We start from the raw sequence: 18241 nt of genomic DNA on the forward strand, positions 1-18241 counted from the left end.
GAGTGTATATATCAATTTCAAATTTATTTTTTTTATGTTTTTTAAAAAGAAGGGAGTTAAAAAGCTTAGATTATAAAAAATGCACTCTAAGCTTATAAATATTCGTCGGTGAGGCGTTAAGTAATTAACTAATCTAATAGTACAATGTTATCTAATCATTGGCGTTATATGATTGATGAATCTTCATCTTCATCGCCATCAAGATTGAAGCTAGTCATGTTTTTATTTAATTGCTCAGTAAATGGAGTATTCATTAAACTTATCGACATATAACGTTGAATGGCTTTAGTGAAATATTTATATAAAGCAGGGTCAGATTCAGATGAAGACTTTAATGTTTGGACAATTTGAGTAATGAATGATTCTTTATCATTACGGTTTAAATTCACCATGGTTTTAAACACTAATGCGAATCGTGTTTTATCACTATCCTGGTGTTTAAATTCACTAATAAAACTTTGTATTTTAGTGTTTTTATCCTCAGAAATGTGGGGGATATTTTTTGCCTGATAGTTCTGTATCTCTTTCATGTTGATATGGGAATTCCAAAGGGTACTCATTTTAGTGTGTAGGTCGGATAGACTCGATGGCGTATTGCCATGAGTACGCGAAGCTGACAAAGTATTTAGCAAATTAGAGTCAATTTTCATCTTTTTCCCTCCGTGTTTTTTCTTGCTGAATTAGCCGTTTTTGTTGAATTAGCTGTTTTTCTTGAATTAACAGTGCATAAGCTTGTTTATGTTGTTGCAACGTTAAACAACGGGTCGAAATCGGAAAAATATGCGGTAATATTTTCTCTGCTGCCAGTTTTGGCGTGAATTGTGTAATTTCATTATTCACTTCTAGCGTGATTGAATTATCGGGGCTGGCACATATTTTGACGCCGTTAGATAGGGTGCTTATCTTGGCTTGCAATGATGCCGGTATGTGTAATTGAACATGGCGAGCTTCGGATTGTAATTGAGCAAAGTGTTCTACCACAATTTCCTGTAGACGCGCGTCAGTAAACAAACCGATGAGTAATTGAGTTAATTGGCTTTCTGTTTGGCTCACCTGATTTTGGTATTGGGCTTCACTGTCATTGAGGGCACCAATAAAATCATTCAAAAGCTGTGTTAATCCATCTTGGTAGCCTTGTTGATAGGCGATAGCATGAATACTTTTCTCAGACTGTTGAGCTTGTTGAATATGTGCTTTGGCTTTTTGATGTGCCTGTTTAACAACCGACTGGGCATATCTATTGGAGTCTAAAACCGGAGACTTAATCAGCACATTTTCAATTAAAGTCTGCTGAATATTAGGTTGTGTGTTCTCTGACATAGCGGCAAGTTTCTTCAATAATATTCCAAGGTAGCAGAGTGGAAGCCGTGTGAGGGATCATCTGCTGTGTGCTGCGGCTAAACATATATTTTGCGCGGATAGCATAGCCGTGACTAAAGGTGTTTAAACACATCAAAAGCTGCTCAGCGCCCAGCGCAAGTAAATGCTGAGGCGTATCGATGGAATGTGTTATGTCTTGCCATAAGGGATGGCTAAATTTCTGATGCAATTGTCGATATTGAGATAGCTCTCCCCACCAAGGCAGAGGACTTGGGTGCTGAATAACCCCCAAACCCCATGCGACAGAAGGTAATAATGACCAATTTTCGGCAAGTATTTCGGGTAATATCAACGTTTTTTCATCGGGTAAATCTAATTGATATTGCTCAATAAGCTGCAAGTTTTGCAGCTGTTGTAGCGGAACGGGTAGCTGATGATAATGCTCATCAACAAACTCCGAGTGAAAATAATCCCCCGGTGCTAAGAAAATATTTTTTTGGTCAATCAGTAGCTTACTCAACTGGGGCATGGCTTGATTTCTCCACCTCTTCTTCATCACTTGGTTTATTGTTGCGATGGTATAGATACAACCCAAGTGCAATTAGCATGCCGATTAATGCAGTGATTAAAGCAGAGGCAATCACGGGATTAAATGCTGGTGTTGGGCCATTTTTTGTTTGATACAGCAGCGGAGGGCGACTGACTATCACGACAGAAACATTGTCATAGGTGGTTTCGGCAAAGCTATTATTGAGGAATAACTTAATCTTATTCATCATCACTTTCGGGTCTTCATTACCTGAGTAAGTCACGAGACTGGAAACTTTTTGCGCCTGTTTTACGGGGCCATTACCTGAGATAGGGTAGCTCACATGGACTCTCGCATTGACCACATTAGGAATGGTTAGTAAAGACTGCTCAAGCCGTTGTTCAATCAAAGATAATAATCGCGTTCGTTCAGCTTGCGGTGAGGCAACCAATGAATCTCCAGGAAAGGCATCAATAATTTCTACTGGATTTTTGGATGGCAGGTTGTATTGACGTAAAAGATCCACCGCAATAACAAAATCGTCAGGTGCTACACGAATCGAGTCTCCATTTTTAGAATCCTGTTTACGCTTAGCATCAACCCCGTGCTCTTGCAAAATCGCAAGCACTTCGTTGCTTTGGCGCTGGCTTAAATTGCTCAGTAATAGCTGGTTATCACAGCCGAGTAGTAAGCCAATAAACCCGATCAATAGGAATTTCTTTAATATATTCATGGTCTATTGTGCTTTTAATACCGTATCGATGGCAGAAACACTTTTATGTGTGAGTGTACTGACCATATTCAAGGCGAGGCTGTAATTACCGACTTGGTTTTGTAATTCCAATAATTTAGCGGGGTCGCTTGGGTCAACGGTATTCATTTTCTCCAGAAGATCCGCTTTTTCTTGGCTCACAGAGGTCGTGTACTCAGCAAATAACTGTTTCACTTTATCTTCCAATGGGATAGCCGCTGGAGTAACAGGTGCAATTTCAGCGATATTTGATAATACTGAGACAGGATTAATAGGTAACATAAGTATCTCCTATAAAAATAGAGCATCAGGATCAGTGATGCTCTGATTTAAATTAAACGTTATGGGCTTACACGTTACGGATAATGGCTTGTGCAGCATCTTTAATGGACTTCATTACGTTACTTTGTAATTGACGTGCCATATTATAGTTACCACTTAATGCTGTGATTTTACCCAGAACGAGCGGGTTATCGACTTCCAGATTTGGGTTGTCAATCATAGACTTTAATTCATCAGCGATAGTTTTAGTTCTTTCGCTAATACCTGCGGAGCTACGATACATCATGCCCCATTTATTATCTGTTGCTGTGGTAGATTCTTGTTCTAATGCAGATGCATCCCAATTACCATTTGCATTACTAATGCCAGGAGTTGCCATATTTATTACCTCATTAATTAGGTTGTTTTGAGTTAAATAACCAATGATTATTACCTAATAACGTAATGCCATTGGAATTAGTGATAAACGATTTTCCAGCCATTTCATTATTGGCAAGGGAGACGGAAAATTGAATTTGCTTGGTTCCCCACTTTTGACTAAATGAATTGGTGAAGCTAATTAAAGAGAGAGTCTGTTTATCATTTAAACTATCTCTTATAACAAAGATAACGTAATTACCTTTGGTTATTTTTTGCCATTTCACATTACTTTCAGTCAATCCTAACTCGGCTTTCTTGATGAGTTCCTCAAGAGGAACCTGTACAAGTTGGCTTTGGTTATAACAACTGAAGTAATTAGATAAAATGCGATTAATATTTTTATTGTCATTATTCGGTAGTGGGTTTTTCACAACTCGAATGACGGGTTGACAAGGGTTGCTAATGTCAACCTTTAATAAATTGGGTACAGTATCTATTAACTTGTCTTCAATTTCTTTTTCAAGAAGGTTTGTTTTCTTTATGGTGTATTTTTCTTGATAATCTGATTTTAGTAAAACTTGACGGCTCCAGTCTTCATCTCTTTGAGATTTGACGAGAATAAGTATTTCGCCATTTTTATTCTGCGTATAGACAATAGGGTAATAGCTTCCTTTTAATATATTATCTATATTTTTAATCTGTTTTGCAGTGTTATTTTTTGGATTAATTTGGAATTCAACGAATAATATAAAAATAACGACAAATGTTAATAATAAAACAAAAAGCCATTTTTTATTAAGCTTTGGTTTCTGTTTTATGGCAGTGGATCTATTTTCTGTAAGCGATAGTGATTTAGATGACAATGGTTTTTGGTTTTTTTCGGGGTAATTCCATTCAGTATTCAATAGCTTAATGACGATTGGGAAGGTGTCAATGAGCAAGATTTCTTGCAGTGTGACAGTGAGGTGACGACTTTTTCCATCTTGTTTAAGATTAATTGCAAAATTATTACTATGTTCGTGATGAGAAACAATAGAAAACTCGCACTGGGTATGTTCGCTAGGAATATAATAGGTTGTAAAACCGTTTTCATCTATTTCAGTTTTGTATTTGGTATATTGCCCAACGATAATAAGATTTTTATCGATGTTAATCATTAGCTCTTGACTATTCATCGAACCACTAATAATTTTCATTATGCAGGTGTGGTATTTTGTTTCTATCATAAGATAATCTCAATTAATAAAAAATAGCGAATCATATTGACTTCAATGCTCAGCATTTAAATATAAGAAAATAATATAGTCAGCTGAATTTATCTTATTCATTCACACCCTGTATTTTTATGGTTAATTCCAAACTATTCCAGAGTATTCATTTGTTTTTTTATATTTAATCAATGAACCTACATCAAGTAAAAATCAATGGATAAGGTCTATTTATAATGTCGAATGAAGATATTGCTAAATTATTGGCGAGTAGAAATAGTTGCTTTTCTTTACAAGACGTATTGGTCTTGTCAATACCAAAAGAAACTATAACCTCAATAGAAACTGTAACCACAGTAAAAGCGAAAGCGACGCTTTGTTATAAATCTCGATATACAAATTTAAATATTAAAGTACAAGAACCGGCTATCTTTGTTTGCGGTCTGGATGAATTAACGATTGAAGATAAAACCTTATGGGATATCTATACAATGGAATTATCAGAACTCGTTGAAACGCTGGCTATTATTGATACTGCAATGGGGCAATCCTTTCTTGCAAAAAAAGCTACCAGAGAGAGTGATGAAAACCAACTAGGTGAATTCATTCTATTTAACGATGAAATATCCGCACCTGTTTTAATTAAAAATATCGTAATTGATTTGATCATTAAAAAGCAGCCGTTATTTGATGATTGGTGTGATGTATTAAGACGCTATGAAGCGTATGGAATGATGCGCTTTTTAATTTCAGCCGCTCAGCAAGACAAAAACGCCAATATTAATCAACTGTGTGCCCGTTACGGCATTTCAGCTTCTTATTTTAGACAACTCTACCGAGAAAACTTTAATAAAACCGCTAAACGCAAAATTATGGGCGTACGTATGGGGGCGGCCATTTTGCAATTAATTGAAAGTGAAAGTTCTATTTTAGATGTTGGGTTAGAAGCAGGTTACTGCTCGGCCTCTCACTTCACGAATGATTTGAAAAAAGAATTGGGATTAACCCCATCAGAAATAAGGCACCTTGGAGCAACGTTATATGAACAGTAAAAAATTAATAGCGGTTTTTATCTCGCTGTTTTTACTGAGTGTAAATATCAATACCGCTCAATCAGAAATGATGATTGCAGAGCCGGTAACACAAGAAAGAAGTGCAGACACGTTTGTCGCGAATAATATCGCGGTAGGTAAAGTGTTTGATGCTGTAGCAGAACAAATTAATAAGCCAATTATTTTAAGTAAATTGGCATCCCAGAAAAAAGTGACGGGAAATTTTAACCTCGCGAATGCCGATGAAATGTTTAAAGCCTTAACGCGTCGTATCGCGTTAGTCTGGTATGACGATGGTGCAGGTATCTATGTCTATGATAATAGTGAAATGCGTAGTCTGATTATTCCGACTCATAAAGTCAGTAGCCAGCAAGTTCTCAGCTATATTCAACGTAATGGCATCTATGATGCGCGTTTTCCTGTTCGTTCCCAAGGTGGCGACACGATGTTATTTGTGTCGGGACCGCCACTCTATGTTGAGTTGATTAAAGGTGCCGCACTGTATCTTGGCGAACAACGCAAACAAGAAGAAAAAACCAGTGGTAATGTTGCGGTACTCCCGCTGAAGCATGCCTCTGTAAGCGATCGAAGTTACTCATTACGTGGTCAATCGATCACGGTTCCCGGCATGTTATCGGTGATCAGTTCCCTGTTTAAAAATGGGGGCAGTAGCGTCGAAGAAACCCTCGAAATTTTACCTGCAAAGCTCAATACCGATGGGGATGAAATTGATGCCTTGATGGATGCACCCATTGGTGGCCCTCGTCCTGAAAATCGCCAAGTTACCGTCAAACGTGGTGGCGCATCAAATAGTAGCTTTTCTTTGGTTGCCCATCCTGACAGTAACAGCCTGATTGTGAAAGGTAGCCCTGAGCAGATCCGTTACGTCCGTGATTTGGTTAAAACATTAGATAACCGCCGTCGCCAAGTGGAGCTTTCCTTGTGGATCATCGATATCACACGTTCTGAGTTAGATAACTTAGGGGTCAATTGGGAAGTGGGTTCTTTTAACGTAGGCGGTGGCTCTGTTTCTTTCAATCGAAGTACCTTACCCGATAGTAGCAAGTTTTTAGTACAAATTGATGCGCTAAGCAAAAATGGTAATAGCCAAATTGTCTCGCGTCCGGTGCTACTGACCCAAGAAAACGTTCCTGCGCTGTTTGATAACAACACCAGTTTCTACGCCAAGCTACAAGGTGAACGTACCGCAACCCTCGAATCTGTCACTTACGGCACGATGATCAGTGTCATGCCACGCATTTCAGCCGGCCAAAGTGTTGAAATGGAAGTGAATATCGAAGACGGTGCAGAGAACCGCGATAGCAGCGGTAAAACGTCCAGCGTTGAAGGGCTTCCGACGGTTAACCGTACCAGCATTAATACCGTGGCACGTATCGCCAAAGATAGCAGTTTATTAATCGGTGGTTATACCCGCGACCAATATATTGAAAATGAAAGCAAAATTCCTCTTCTTGGTGATATTCCTTGGGTGGGGGGCTTATTCCGTCATAGTTCGACCAATCAACAAAAAATGGTGCGCATCTTTTTAATCCAGCCGCGTTTATTGGATGAAAACGAAGTGTGGGATGGGAGACAATTTTCCGAGAAAGCCCGTATTACACAAAAAGATAGCCAACTGCATGGAACTGTACAGTTTCTCCAGCAATACATGAGGGATTCATGGCAATAACCCCGCTGAGCTATAGCAATCGCACGCTACTGAACGCACAAGATAAGAGTCGTACAGCCACGAAAAGCAGTGATGACTCCGATGAAGCTGCGCGTGGTGCGGGGGTGATTGACAGTTCCAGCGAATACGCTTCGATGGCGATGCTGGCCGCGAGTCATGTTCGTCGAGGCGCTTCGAAAAAAGGGCAAGAAGAGGAGTGGATGCGCTTTGCTGAGCGCATCTTAGAAAACAATGCAGACGAAAAAGTGCTGAGAATTGAAGGAATACTCAATCGTCAGTTGATGACGCCTCAGCAGTTACGAGCCTTTTTATTGCAGTTTTTCTCTGATCCTAGCGATTTGCTGATGGTGCTTGCCGCGCTTATCAACCGTAAAAAACTCAAGCAGGAGCAGATTGATCATTTGCAAGAGTTAGAGCGGTTACTGCTAACGGAAGACACCAACCGTACGGCGCAGGCAGGGGCAAATATCGCGCTAATTGCCAAAGCGTTTGCCCAAACTCTGCGTGAAAGTGCTGGGAACTTACGCACCTTATACCGTGAATTTATCGGTTATGACGGTCCAGTGGTCTATTTATACGAACAGTGGGTAGAAGAAATGGAGCTGGCTCAACGCGAAAACATGATGCGCTATCTCGCAAGAGCCTTGGCGTGTGACTTACAAGCACTGCCACTTGGAGACCTGAATATTAGTGAGTTTGGCAGCTTCTTCACACGAATTGGTCGTCTGCGTGAATTGCAGTCACTAGACCGCACATTTAGTCAGCAATTTCTCCAATCGGGCCTGTTTCGCCAGCAAGCGAGTTTGTCACAAAAACAGTTGTCACAAAACCTCTTGCCGCAGAACCAATTGGAGAAGGTGCTAAGCCAACTATTTACCAGTGGGATCCGTAGCCAAGAAAGTTTCAATGACAAGCTGGTGAATTTTATTCAGGAACAATTAAGTGCCATGACCACGGATCTACGCGCCCGTTTTGTTCAGCTTCTAATTATTGCGTTTTCAATTATCCCCGTTGCCATTTTTTACTCATTGGAAGCGCGTGATGAATTACTCGACCAATTAAAAATACAGATGGATCAACTGTTGGCGCAAGAACAGCGCTTACGTCGACAACCCTAATTTGACAGGAAATACACGATTTCATGAAAAACTTAACCGGATTTTTATTGCAGATCCGTAATCGTCCTGAGCTGATGGTGCTAGTCATCATGGTGATGGTTATTGCGATGCTGATTATTCCGTTGCCTACCGTCTTGGTCGATTTATTGATTGCACTGAACATTATGATTTCGGTGCTGATCTTTATGAGCTCGTTTTATATTACGCGAGTTCTTAACTTCCAATCCTTCCCGTCTATTCTGCTGATTAGCACGCTGTTTAGATTGGCTCTCTCTATTAGTACCAGCCGACTTATTCTGCTTGAAGCGGATGCTGGCGACATTATCGATACCTTCGGTGAGTTCGTTATTCAGGACAACTTAGTGGTAGGAATGGTGGTATTCGCCATCGTGACTATCGTGCAATTTATTGTTATCACCAAGGGTTCAGAACGTATTGCTGAAGTGGCAGCTCGCTTCTCCTTGGATGCGATGCCCGGAAAGCAGATGAGCATCGATGCGGATTTACGCGCTGGGGTTATCGATGAAGCGACCGTGAAAATTAAACGTGGCGAACTGGAAAAAGAGAGCCAATTATTCGGTTCTTTTGACGGTGCGATGAAGTTTATCAAAGGGGATGCCATTGCTGGTATCGTAATTATTTTCGTCAACTTAATCGGCGGAATATCCGTGGGTACGGCTCAGCAAGGTATGGATCTTTCCACGGCATTAAACACCTTCACGTTATTAACTATCGGTGATGGGTTGGTCGCGCAAATTCCTGCGCTGCTTATCTCTATCAGTGCGGGCTTTATTGTGACCCGCGTGGGTGGCAATGATAAAAACTTGGGTGAAAACATTGTTTCTGAACTTTTTGACAATGATTTCACCATCCTGATCACCGCATTTATCGTGCTATTTATGGGCTTTTTACCCGGATTTCCAACGGCCATTTTCTTGTTCCTTGCAGCCTTGCTGATGGGGTTATTTGCCACTCGCTATTTTAAAAAGCGTAAAGCACAGCGAAAAGAGCAGCAATTGGGTGAGGAAAATCTGCAAACTGAAGCCACTGAAGGGGAAACTCAGCGTGCGAATGATGATTTCGACGATGAGTATATTCCAGAAACCTTACCCGTCATTATCTCGGTTAATCAGCAATATAAGCAGCACCTAGAAGATAATAATTTTCTATCTCGCATGAAAAAAGATGTGTTTATTCGTTATGGATATCGCATCCCCGATATTGCCATTAACTATTCGCCTATCGTGCCAGAAAACAAAATTGTGGTGCTAATAAACGAAGTAAAAGCAGGTGAATACGATGTCTATTTTCATGGTCAGCGCTTACTTACGGCGAATGATGAGCTGGAATACCTTGGTATGGAACTTATTAAATATACCGATGAATATGGTTCAGTCAGCACCTGGTTTGACAACCAATACAGCGAAAACGTCGAGCAACTCGGCCTATTAGTGCGCGATGACGTAACGGAAATGATTGATTGCGTCAGTACGTTGCTTTTACGCCACATCAATGAATTCTTCGGGATCCAAGAAACTAAAAATTTACTGGATGATCTTGAAAGAAAGTATCCCGAATTGCTGAAAGAATGTTATCGCCACGCCACCGTACAAAAAGTCACGGAAGTTTTTCAACGTTTATTAATGGAAAAAATTTCGGTGCGCAATATGAAGCTAATTATTGAAACCTTAGTGCAATGGGTGCCCAAAGAGAAAGACAGCATGATGCTGGTAGAGCACATTCGCAGCTCAATGGCGCGTTATATCTCATCCCGTTTCTCGGTGGAAGGGCGTTTGAATGTCTTAATGGTGAATACCGAACTGGAGGACACCATTCGCCAAGGTATTCGCCAATCATCCGGTGGTGTTTATTTGCATTTAGAACCTGAAAAAAGCAATGAGCTTATTCAAGCTGCTGAATTTGCATTAGAAAACAGTTACTTATCTGTTAGGGATGTCAATGTACTGGTACCTGTGGATATCCGCCGGTTTGTGAAAAAAATCTTAGAAGGTCGTTTTCCTGAACTTGAGGTGCTCTCATTTAATGAGGTTTCCGAAATGGTGAAGGTCAACGTTATTAAAACGATATAAGGAACACATAAATGAAATACCGTTTTGTCGAGAAATTGAATGAATTTTTAAATGCCATGGGGCGCGGTGATTTAGTAAACCCGCGGCTTGATTGCCATTCCAATATTCAACTCGAAATGAATGATACACCTGCGATTAATATTGATTTGTCATCCGATGATTTAATTATTTGGTGCAGCTTAATGGAATGTAATTACAGCCGACTCGATGCATCCCACACTTCATTATTAAAAAGCATTTTGGAATATGTACCACGTAATTTTTATCCAGGGCAACCTGCACTCAACATTATGGAAAATAACTTGGTGCTGTCCGCGGTATTAAAGGAGGCTTCATTGGATGACATGCAATTATTTGCTGATTCTTTTGAAGAATTCTTTGAACGCGTTAACGAATTGCGTCTGCAATTATCGTAATTGATGATGAAACTTTTTGACGTTTGCGCACATCCTGTGCGCATTCATGGATGCCTGATTGAAGCTCCATTGAATGGCGTATTTATTGGCGAGATCTGCTTTATTGAGCAGTCATTGGCACAGCCAAAAGTTATCGCCAAAGCGCAAGTGATAGGCTTCAAAGAGGGGCTAACAGTTCTAAGCCTCATTGGTCGCGCTCAGGGCTTCACTCGTGAAGTGGTTATTCGTCCAAGTGGTTACCCATTTGTATTCCAAATGGGGGAGCACCTTGTTGGGAATATTTTTAATGCCGCAGGGGAACTAGAAGGCGCATTAAGTCAGAAAAACAGCGAAATTACCCAGTTAAAAACCAAGCTGCAACGCATTGATAATCCTCCGGTGAGTGTGAATAAACGCCGTCCAGTGAATGAACCGATGGTCACAGGAATTCGCGCTATCGATGGATTGCTGACGTGCGGGTTAGGTCAGCGTATCGGTATTTTTGCAGCGGCAGGTAGCGGTAAAACGTCATTAATGAACATGCTGATCAATCACGCTCATGGGGATATTCATATCGTGGCATTGATTGGTGAGCGCGGGCGAGAAGTGATTGAGTTTATTGAAGAACTTAAGCAGTCCCCCCATGCGGATAAAACCATTTTAGTGTATGCCACCTCCGACAGCCCGCCGATTGAGCGTTGTAATGCCGCTTTATTGGCGACAGCGATGGCGGAATATTTCCGTGATTTAGGAAAACAGGTTTTATTGTATGTCGATTCGATGACCCGTTATGCGAGGGCGTTGCGCGATGTGGCTCTTGCGGCAGGAGAGCTTCCTGCACGTCGTGGTTATCCTGCCTCGGTTTTCGAGCAACTTCCGTTATTACTCGAACGTCCAGGGCGCGTAAAACAGGGTTCTATTACCGCGTTTTACACCGTGTTATTAGAAAGTGAGGAAGAAGCCGACCCTATTGGCGATGAAATTCGCTCTATTTTGGATGGGCACATTTATCTCAGTCATAAACTTGCAGGGCGAGGACATTACCCTGCGATTGATATTTTGCACAGTATTAGCCGTGTTTTTCAGAAGGTAACAACGCCGGAACATCGCCAATTTGCTGTCGATATTCGTGAAAATTTATCTCGCTTAGAGCAGATCAAGCTGTACCTCGAATTGGGGGAATACCAGCGAGGTGAAAGCCAAGAAAATGACCGTGCTTTAGATAAACAGCAGGATATCAATCATTTCTTACAACAAAACATGGATGAATCCGAGGGCTTTGAGGAGATGTTAGCCCAATTACACCATTTGGCATCCTGATGATTAATCAATTATTAGCGCTGACTGAAAAGCGCCTCGAAAGAGTGCAGTTAGAGCAAAGCAAGCTGAAAAGCGCCATTTTGCAGTTGCAGCAACAGCGCCAAGATATCCACCAACGGATCGCCATATTAACTCTACAAGTTGGGGTGTATGAAAAATCGGAAGAATTAACCCAAATGGATTTTTGGGAACGTCAACGGCAAAAAGCCGTGGTTTTATCAGAAATCGCCCAATGTGAATTTCAGATAGAAAACATCAACGCTGAATTATCTAAGTACCATTTATTGAAGCAGCAAATGACTGAACGGACGTTCATTTTGCGTAATAAGTGCGAGAAATTCCGAAAATATCTCAAGCAACAACGTAGGGCGCAGTGGTTAAAATTAGAGCGTCAGCAACAAAATGAAATCGAGGAGCTGTTTGTTCATGTCGACAATAAAATCACTGCCCAGTGACAATACATTTAATTCCGTAATGGAAGCTAAAAGTTCATCACTTGGTTTTAATCATCAAAAATATAACCAGCAAAAACCGGGTTTTCAAAAGCAGGGCAGTCAGCAGCATTCAGTCAAAAAAGCGGCTCAGGATATTGTTCAAAAAAAGCTGACTCAAGTAACTGATAATAATAAAAAGCCCAAAAAACCAGTAGAAGAGTTGGCGGTCCCCGTTCTGTTGAACTTACCGACTCAAATCCAGCACATGCACTCTGGCGGGAAAATGGCATTTCTCTCTGCAGGATATGGCTCAGATAAAAACAATAGCGAAGCGAATCATTCGCTAAGTACACAACCTAATGACTTATTAGGGCAAACGGTGAGTGAAGACGATGCTCCTCAGATCACGTTTAACGCCAATGTTGCGGCGGTATCAATCGGTCAATTGGCTGACACGAAGATCGTTAAAACAAAAACTATGGAACAAAAAGCGGCTCGCTTTTTGTCAGATAACCCGACAAGTGTCAAGCAGACCCAATGGATGAGCATCCCATTAGCGCAGCAGACTGAAGTTGTGGATATCGCTGTATTGAAATCACCTTTGCGTGATGGTCAATCAAATTTAGTGAGTGAAGCTCAAGCTTCTTTTGAACCTGGCATGCAAATTCAACATGAGGTCAAAGAGCCGAATGCCTCTGCAAGCCATGAAGGCCGCCCTGTGCCAAATGAGCGTCCTGCACCTCAACATTTTCCTGATATGAAAAGCTTCAATATTGAAAAATCAGAAGTCATTCAACCGGATGAAATAGATATTACCAAAAATATTTTAACGCAAGTGCGTGCAGAGATGGGAGATAAGCCACTGGCGGTGACGCCTCAAATTTCTACTTTTCAAACCTCGGCTTCTCAAACTTCAACACACACACAGCAAGCCTCTTCAATGGTCAGCAAAGTCGCTGAATTGATAGCAGCTTCCGAAGTTGAAAGTTTCAAAACGGTGCCTTCTCGCACACTGAGTTACACCTTTAGCCAATGGCAAAATGCACCAACGGTCTCTTTTGCTTTAGCGAGTACCAACAAAGATCAGGTGGTGGCATCAACGCAAAGCGATGAGGTTCAGCAGGCTTTGCAAGACAACCAGCATTTATGGACAGGTGAACAAAAAATGGTAATCCGACGTGAAGAGCAGGAAGGTCAACAGCGTCAACGGCAGCAACAGCATCAGCAAGACGAGGAGTCCTAATGCTAAACATTCATCGAATTAGCCACCGAGAAAAGCAGGTGAGAGAGTGGCAGCAGCGTTTTCAATGGGACTTAGACATGCATATCCCCAAAGTTGGAGAGCGCTATTTTCAAGTCACCCTGCACAGTAAAAAGCAGAAAACTCAAGTGCTGGTGAATGCTGAAGAGTGGTGCCGTCACCGTTGGCCTAAGTTGGCTCATTACGCATGGAATCTTTTAGATACCAAAAGCTTATGCAAAGTTTTTACTTATGAAAATACCGGAAAGGCGTTTTTCTCCGAGCAATTCCGTTGTCATAGCGTCGAGATTATTGATGATGAACAGCTCCTGCAACCAAGGTTCACAGTGAAAGAAAAGAAACTTGGCATTGTGCTGTTAGCAGAGCCTATTGAAGGGCTAACCGAGCGTAAGGCGCAATACGGGATAGCTGAGCAGCTTAAGCTGCAAACCGACTGGATTTTAGGTTATAGCCATATCAGTTGCAAAATTTTGCAGTCAATCGCGCTTGGCGACGTGCTGCGTATTCAGCAATTGCAATTAGATATGACCGTTGCAGGGCGTGTATTAGCCCATTTTCAAAAACAACAAGAAGGCATTTTTATGATTGAACAGTTAATGACAGCAGATGACGAACAGATAGATTCTGCGGTGGAAGAGGAGTTTGTTGATGAAACTGTTCGTCCTTTTAATTTGCACGACCTCACGGTCAAACTGACCTTTGTATTGGGTCATTCAGACATCAGTGTAGAGGAATTGGATTCACTCCAGCCAGGAGCAGTTTACTCAATTGGTGAAAATAAAGAACGTGAAGTGAAAGTGTATGCAAACAAACAACTGATCGCAGAAGGCGAGCTGACCTATATTGGTGATAGTGACGAATTAGGCTTAGAAATTAAGCGATTGGTAAGCTTAGGCGATAAAAGGTTATAAGCATGCCAACGGTTCCGAATGAAATACCTTTATTAGTCCTTATCGCCTTTTCCACACTGCTACCTTTTATTATTGCAGCGGGAACTTGTTACCTAAAAATCTCGATTGTGCTGATTATGGTGCGCAATGCGATGGGCGTACAACAAGTCCCTTCGACGATGGCACTTAATGGTATCGCCTTATTACTGTCCATTTTTGTGATGATGCCTGTGCTGCAAGATGTGAACAATTACATGCGCCACGAAAGCGTGGATTTTAGCAATGTGGAATCCATCGACAACTTCGTTGATAACGGACTAGGGCGTTATAAAGATTACTTAGTGAAATATTCCGATCCTCAATTAGTGAATTTCTTCGAGTCTATTCAGCAGGGTAAAACGGAAGCCGAGGTACAAGAAGAGCAAGCGGCGCCAACGTTATTTTCATTACTGCCAGCCTACGCATTGAGTGAAATTAAATCCGCGTTTGAAATTGGTTTCTATATCTATTTACCGTTTGTGGTTATCGACTTGGTGATCTCAAGCATTCTGTTGGCACTCGGTATGATGATGATGAGTCCCGTGACTATCTCAGTGCCAGTGAAATTGATTTTGTTTGTGGCAATTGATGGATGGTCACTGATTTCGAAAGGGCTGGTGATGCAGTATTTCGAACTCGCACAGCATTGACGTAAGGGAATAGAAAATGGATTCAATCATTTATGTCAGTAATAAAGCGATGTTGTTGATCGTCATATTGTCAGCGATCCCCGTAATTGTGGCGACGGTCGTGGGGCTGTTAGTGGGGCTTTTACAAACTGTGACCCAACTTCAGGAACAGACATTACCTTTTGGTATCAAACTATTAGCCGTATTTGGTTCCTTGTTTATGATTTCAGGTTGGCTGGCGGATAAAGTGATGAATTACGCTATTGAAGTCATGACAACCGCTCTGCCAGCGATAGGGTTATTTGGATGAACCAGGAGATGTTCTCATTAGCGTCGTCCTTGTATTTTAATTTCCAACAAGGGCTAGTGAAAATTGCGTTTGCATGGTTGCGCATTGCCCCTGTGATGTTCTTCCTGCCTTTTTTGAGTAACAAATTACTTAATGGCGGGATCATTAAAAACTGTGTTGTTGCGTATTTGGCGTTAGGGATGTGGCCTTATCTTACTGCCCGCGAAATAAATTGGGATGAAATTAGCCTCAGTGAGGTTTTTATTTACGAGGTCAGTATTGGCATTGTATTGGCGCTGATTTTAGGGCTGCCATTTATGATTGCCAATGTTATCGGCGAGTTGATAGATACCCAGCGGGGAGAAACCATTAGTAGTATTGTAGACCCTGCGAGTGGTACGGAAGCTTCTGAATTAGCAGTATTTATCAGTTATATCGTGTGTATGGTGTTTTTGGCGCAAGGGGGCATGTACCAACTCGCCAACGTATTTGCACAAAGCTACCAATTATTGCCCTTTGCTCATGGGTTTACGTCATTCAATAGTTTACCGTTAGGGGAATGGATAAATAAGGCAGTAGTGAACGGTGTGATATTAACGGCGCCGATTATTGTGACACTCTTTATTTCGGAAGTAGCACTTGGGTTATATTCCCGTTTTTGTCCACAATTAAATGCATTTTCATTGTCTCTGGCAATTAAGTCGATTATTGCCTTTATTGTGTTTTTACTTTATTTCCAAAATGAAGTTCCAGATATATTGGTTAATATGATTTCGATATCGCCATTAAAAACTATTTTTTATTCATCTTAATGAATATTGATACAGGATTATGAGACTGTGTTATGGCTGAAAAAACAGAAAAGCCTACTGACAAGAAAATAAAAGATTCGGCCAAAAAAGGACAAAGTTATAAAAGTAAGGACACCATAGCAGCAATTGTTTTAGTCACTGGTGCATTTGTTATTGGCGGAATGTCCAGTTTATATGAACTGGGTGGGTTAATGAAAAAATTATTATTAAACCCATATGATATTCATATCGACAATTTACTTTGGCAATTCTCAAAAATATTTTTGAGCATAGTGGTGCCTATTTTGATTGCCTGTTTTTTATCAGGCACCATTATTTCGCTATTACAGAGCCGATTTAGATTAGCGACCGAGGCAATCAAACTCGATTTTACAAAATTAAATCCAATTGCCGGATTTAAAAAAATATTCTCTTTAAATTCGCTTAAAGAGCTGATTAAAGCCATTTTGTACTTATTGGTTTTTAGTGTTTCCGCTGCCACTTTTTTTGTGGTGTGGCGGCACGAAATTTTCATGTTATATCGCACCACGATAAATGGCATGACCACGCAGTGGATAAGCCTTTGTATTTTATTTGTATTTGTCTTTCTTGCAGTGGCGCTCATTATTGTTCTAGTGGATGCAATTGCAGAGTTTTTCTTATTTATTAAAAACCTAAAAATGGAAAAGCAGGAAGTCAAAAAAGAGTACAAAGATAATGAAGGTGACCCCCATATTAAAAGCGCACGTAAAGGGCTACACCAAGAAATATTATCAGAGGAAGTGAAGTCAAACATTAAAAACTCGACATTCGTTATGGCAAACCCGACACATATTGCCATGTTAATTTATTATGATTCGAATGTCGCACCACTGCCTTTCTTAATGTTAAAAACTCGCGGGGTACAAGCGAAAGCCGTTATTAAATATGCAGAGCAACAGAATGTACCTGTAGTACGAGATATTATTTTGGCTCGCCAAATATGGCGAAATTATAAAAAGAACAGCTTTATTGATGAGAATGGATTGCAGGATGTTATGCAAATAATTACTTGGCTGATCCGTGTTGAATTAGAAAAATTAGGAATAGATGTTGATGAAGCATTGGAAAAGTTAATTTCATCATAAATTAATGGAGCTATGAATTAATTATTCACACATTGAATCGTTTTTTATAAGAAATGGGAAATTTTATTAATTATGATGCAACAGAGCAGTTTGCATCATATATCACGTATTAATAACGAGGTGACTATATGAACCACACTGAAACAAGCAGTACCCAAACCGACAGCACTCAAATCGAAATGGAAGCATTACTCGACGGAATTACCACGGCACTCATGGATGGGGCAACGTATAAAGATATTCATGGTATTCCACAAACCACGATGGATGGCATTTATGCCTACGCTTATGAATTTTATCAGCAAGGCAAATTAGAAGAAGCGGAAACCTTTTTCCGATTTTTAAGTATTTACGATTTTTATAACACTGACTATGTCATGGGATTGGCGGCTGTTTATCAATTAACCAAACGTTATGAGAAAGCAACGGAATTATACGCACTCGCCTTTGTTTTGGCGAAAAATGATTACCGACCATTATTCCACGCTGGGCAGTGCAACTTGATGCTGAAGAAAAGCAGTGCGGCAATTCATTGTTTTGAAAGCGTAATTGAAAACAGTCTTGATGCAGATTTACAGAAAAAATCAGAAGCTTATTTGAGTGCTTTGAAGGCAAACATCGAAAAGGCAGAGTCATCAGAATCATCGAACTCTAATACCTAGAGAA

General features: G+C 40.7%; 21 protein-coding genes. 14 read left to right on the forward strand and 7 right to left on the reverse strand.

The genetic code is table 11. The annotated features are described in order from the left end of the window. Positions 1-164: 164 nt before the first annotated feature. The 7 genes from JK188_RS02355 to JK188_RS02385 form a co-directional block, all read right to left on the reverse strand. Entirely contained in the window at positions 165-650 is a 486-nt protein-coding gene (locus JK188_RS02355) for a hypothetical protein (RefSeq protein ID WP_036949915.1), read from the reverse strand. Continuing rightward, positions 640-1320: a hypothetical protein gene (locus JK188_RS02360; protein ID WP_211887056.1), complete on the reverse strand. Its 681-nt coding sequence runs from the start codon at positions 1318-1320 to the stop codon at positions 640-642. The genes JK188_RS02355 and JK188_RS02360 overlap by 11 nt, the downstream gene beginning before the upstream one ends. Then, positions 1298-1849 carry a hypothetical protein gene (locus JK188_RS02365; RefSeq protein ID WP_211887058.1) on the reverse strand — a complete coding sequence of 184 codons (552 nt, stop codon included), beginning with the start codon at positions 1847-1849 and terminating at the stop codon, positions 1298-1300. Before JK188_RS02365 ends, JK188_RS02360 begins: the two co-directional genes overlap by 23 nt. Beyond that, positions 1833-2582, reverse strand: coding sequence for a type III secretion system inner membrane ring lipoprotein SctJ (sctJ, locus tag JK188_RS02370; protein WP_211887059.1), 750 nt, complete (start codon positions 2580-2582; stop codon positions 1833-1835). The genes JK188_RS02365 and sctJ overlap by 17 nt, the downstream gene beginning before the upstream one ends. A 3-nt stretch (positions 2583-2585) precedes the next feature. Then, entirely contained in the window at positions 2586-2882 is a 297-nt protein-coding gene (gene sctI / locus JK188_RS02375) for a type III secretion system inner rod subunit SctI (RefSeq protein WP_211887061.1), read from the reverse strand. Between the two features lie 67 nt (positions 2883-2949). Continuing rightward, positions 2950-3261: an EscF/YscF/HrpA family type III secretion system needle major subunit gene (locus JK188_RS02380; RefSeq protein ID WP_211887063.1), complete on the reverse strand. Its 312-nt coding sequence runs from the start codon at positions 3259-3261 to the stop codon at positions 2950-2952. A 13-nt stretch (positions 3262-3274) separates the two neighbouring features. Continuing rightward, positions 3275-4468, reverse strand: a complete 1194-nt coding sequence (locus JK188_RS02385; RefSeq protein WP_211887064.1) for a PrgH/EprH family type III secretion apparatus protein — start codon at positions 4466-4468, stop codon at positions 3275-3277. Positions 4469-4686: 218 nt separating this feature from the next. On the opposite strand from JK188_RS02385, the gene JK188_RS02390 reads away from it, so the two are divergent. From JK188_RS02390 to sicA, 14 genes are all read left to right on the forward strand, one after another. Further along, positions 4687-5502: an AraC family transcriptional regulator gene (locus tag JK188_RS02390; protein ID WP_211887066.1), complete on the forward strand. Its 816-nt coding sequence runs from the start codon at positions 4687-4689 to the stop codon at positions 5500-5502. Continuing rightward, positions 5492-7192, forward strand: coding sequence for a type III secretion system outer membrane ring subunit SctC (gene sctC / locus JK188_RS02395; protein ID WP_211887068.1), 1701 nt, complete (start codon positions 5492-5494; stop codon positions 7190-7192). The genes JK188_RS02390 and sctC overlap by 11 nt, the downstream gene beginning before the upstream one ends. After that, complete coding sequence (sctW, locus tag JK188_RS02400; RefSeq protein WP_211887070.1) at positions 7183-8310, forward strand: type III secretion system gatekeeper subunit SctW; 1128 nt, start codon at positions 7183-7185, stop codon at positions 8308-8310. Before sctC ends, sctW begins: the two co-directional genes overlap by 10 nt. 23 nt (positions 8311-8333) lie before the next feature. Further along, positions 8334-10400 (forward strand): EscV/YscV/HrcV family type III secretion system export apparatus protein, encoded by a 2067-nt coding sequence (locus tag JK188_RS02405; protein WP_211887072.1) that lies wholly within the window; start codon positions 8334-8336, stop codon positions 10398-10400. An 11-nt stretch (positions 10401-10411) separates the two neighbouring features. Further along, on the forward strand, positions 10412-10816 hold the full coding sequence (locus tag JK188_RS02410; protein WP_211887074.1) for a type III secretion system protein: 405 nt from the start codon (positions 10412-10414) through the stop codon (positions 10814-10816). 6 nt (positions 10817-10822) lie between these two features. Beyond that, positions 10823-12115 (forward strand): type III secretion system ATPase SctN, encoded by a 1293-nt coding sequence (sctN, locus tag JK188_RS02415; protein WP_211887278.1) that lies wholly within the window; start codon positions 10823-10825, stop codon positions 12113-12115. Continuing rightward, the gene (locus JK188_RS02420) at positions 12115-12570 is read left to right on the forward strand and encodes a hypothetical protein (protein WP_211887076.1); all 456 of its coding nucleotides are present in this window, start codon (positions 12115-12117) and stop codon (positions 12568-12570) included. The genes sctN and JK188_RS02420 overlap by 1 nt, the downstream gene beginning before the upstream one ends. Continuing rightward, positions 12542-13792, forward strand: coding sequence for a SpaN/EivJ family type III secretion system needle length determinant (locus JK188_RS02425; protein WP_211887078.1), 1251 nt, complete (start codon positions 12542-12544; stop codon positions 13790-13792). The genes JK188_RS02420 and JK188_RS02425 overlap by 29 nt, the downstream gene beginning before the upstream one ends. Next, positions 13792-14721, forward strand: a complete 930-nt coding sequence (locus JK188_RS02430) for a FliM/FliN family flagellar motor switch protein (RefSeq protein ID WP_211887080.1) — start codon at positions 13792-13794, stop codon at positions 14719-14721. The genes JK188_RS02425 and JK188_RS02430 overlap by 1 nt, the downstream gene beginning before the upstream one ends. Positions 14722-14723: 2 nt before the next feature. Continuing rightward, the gene (locus tag JK188_RS02435; RefSeq protein ID WP_036949952.1) at positions 14724-15389 is read left to right on the forward strand and encodes an EscR/YscR/HrcR family type III secretion system export apparatus protein; all 666 of its coding nucleotides are present in this window, start codon (positions 14724-14726) and stop codon (positions 15387-15389) included. A 16-nt stretch (positions 15390-15405) separates the two neighbouring features. Beyond that, positions 15406-15678, forward strand: coding sequence for a type III secretion system export apparatus subunit SctS (gene sctS, locus JK188_RS02440; protein WP_036949954.1), 273 nt, complete (start codon positions 15406-15408; stop codon positions 15676-15678). Next, on the forward strand, positions 15675-16469 hold the full coding sequence (gene sctT / locus JK188_RS02445; RefSeq protein ID WP_211887082.1) for a type III secretion system export apparatus subunit SctT: 795 nt from the start codon (positions 15675-15677) through the stop codon (positions 16467-16469). Before sctS ends, sctT begins: the two co-directional genes overlap by 4 nt. Before the next feature lie 32 nt (positions 16470-16501). Next, the gene (locus JK188_RS02450; RefSeq protein WP_211887084.1) at positions 16502-17575 is read left to right on the forward strand and encodes an EscU/YscU/HrcU family type III secretion system export apparatus switch protein; all 1074 of its coding nucleotides are present in this window, start codon (positions 16502-16504) and stop codon (positions 17573-17575) included. 128 nt (positions 17576-17703) lie between these two features. Further along, positions 17704-18237, forward strand: coding sequence for a type III secretion system translocator chaperone SicA (gene sicA, locus JK188_RS02455; RefSeq protein ID WP_442959110.1), 534 nt, complete (start codon positions 17704-17706; stop codon positions 18235-18237). The last annotated feature ends 4 nt before the right edge of the window (positions 18238-18241 follow it).

Origin of the sequence: Providencia sp. JGM181, from assembly GCF_018257375.1 — a bacterium.
GTDB lineage: Bacteria > Pseudomonadota > Gammaproteobacteria > Enterobacterales > Enterobacteriaceae > Providencia > Providencia lanzhouensis.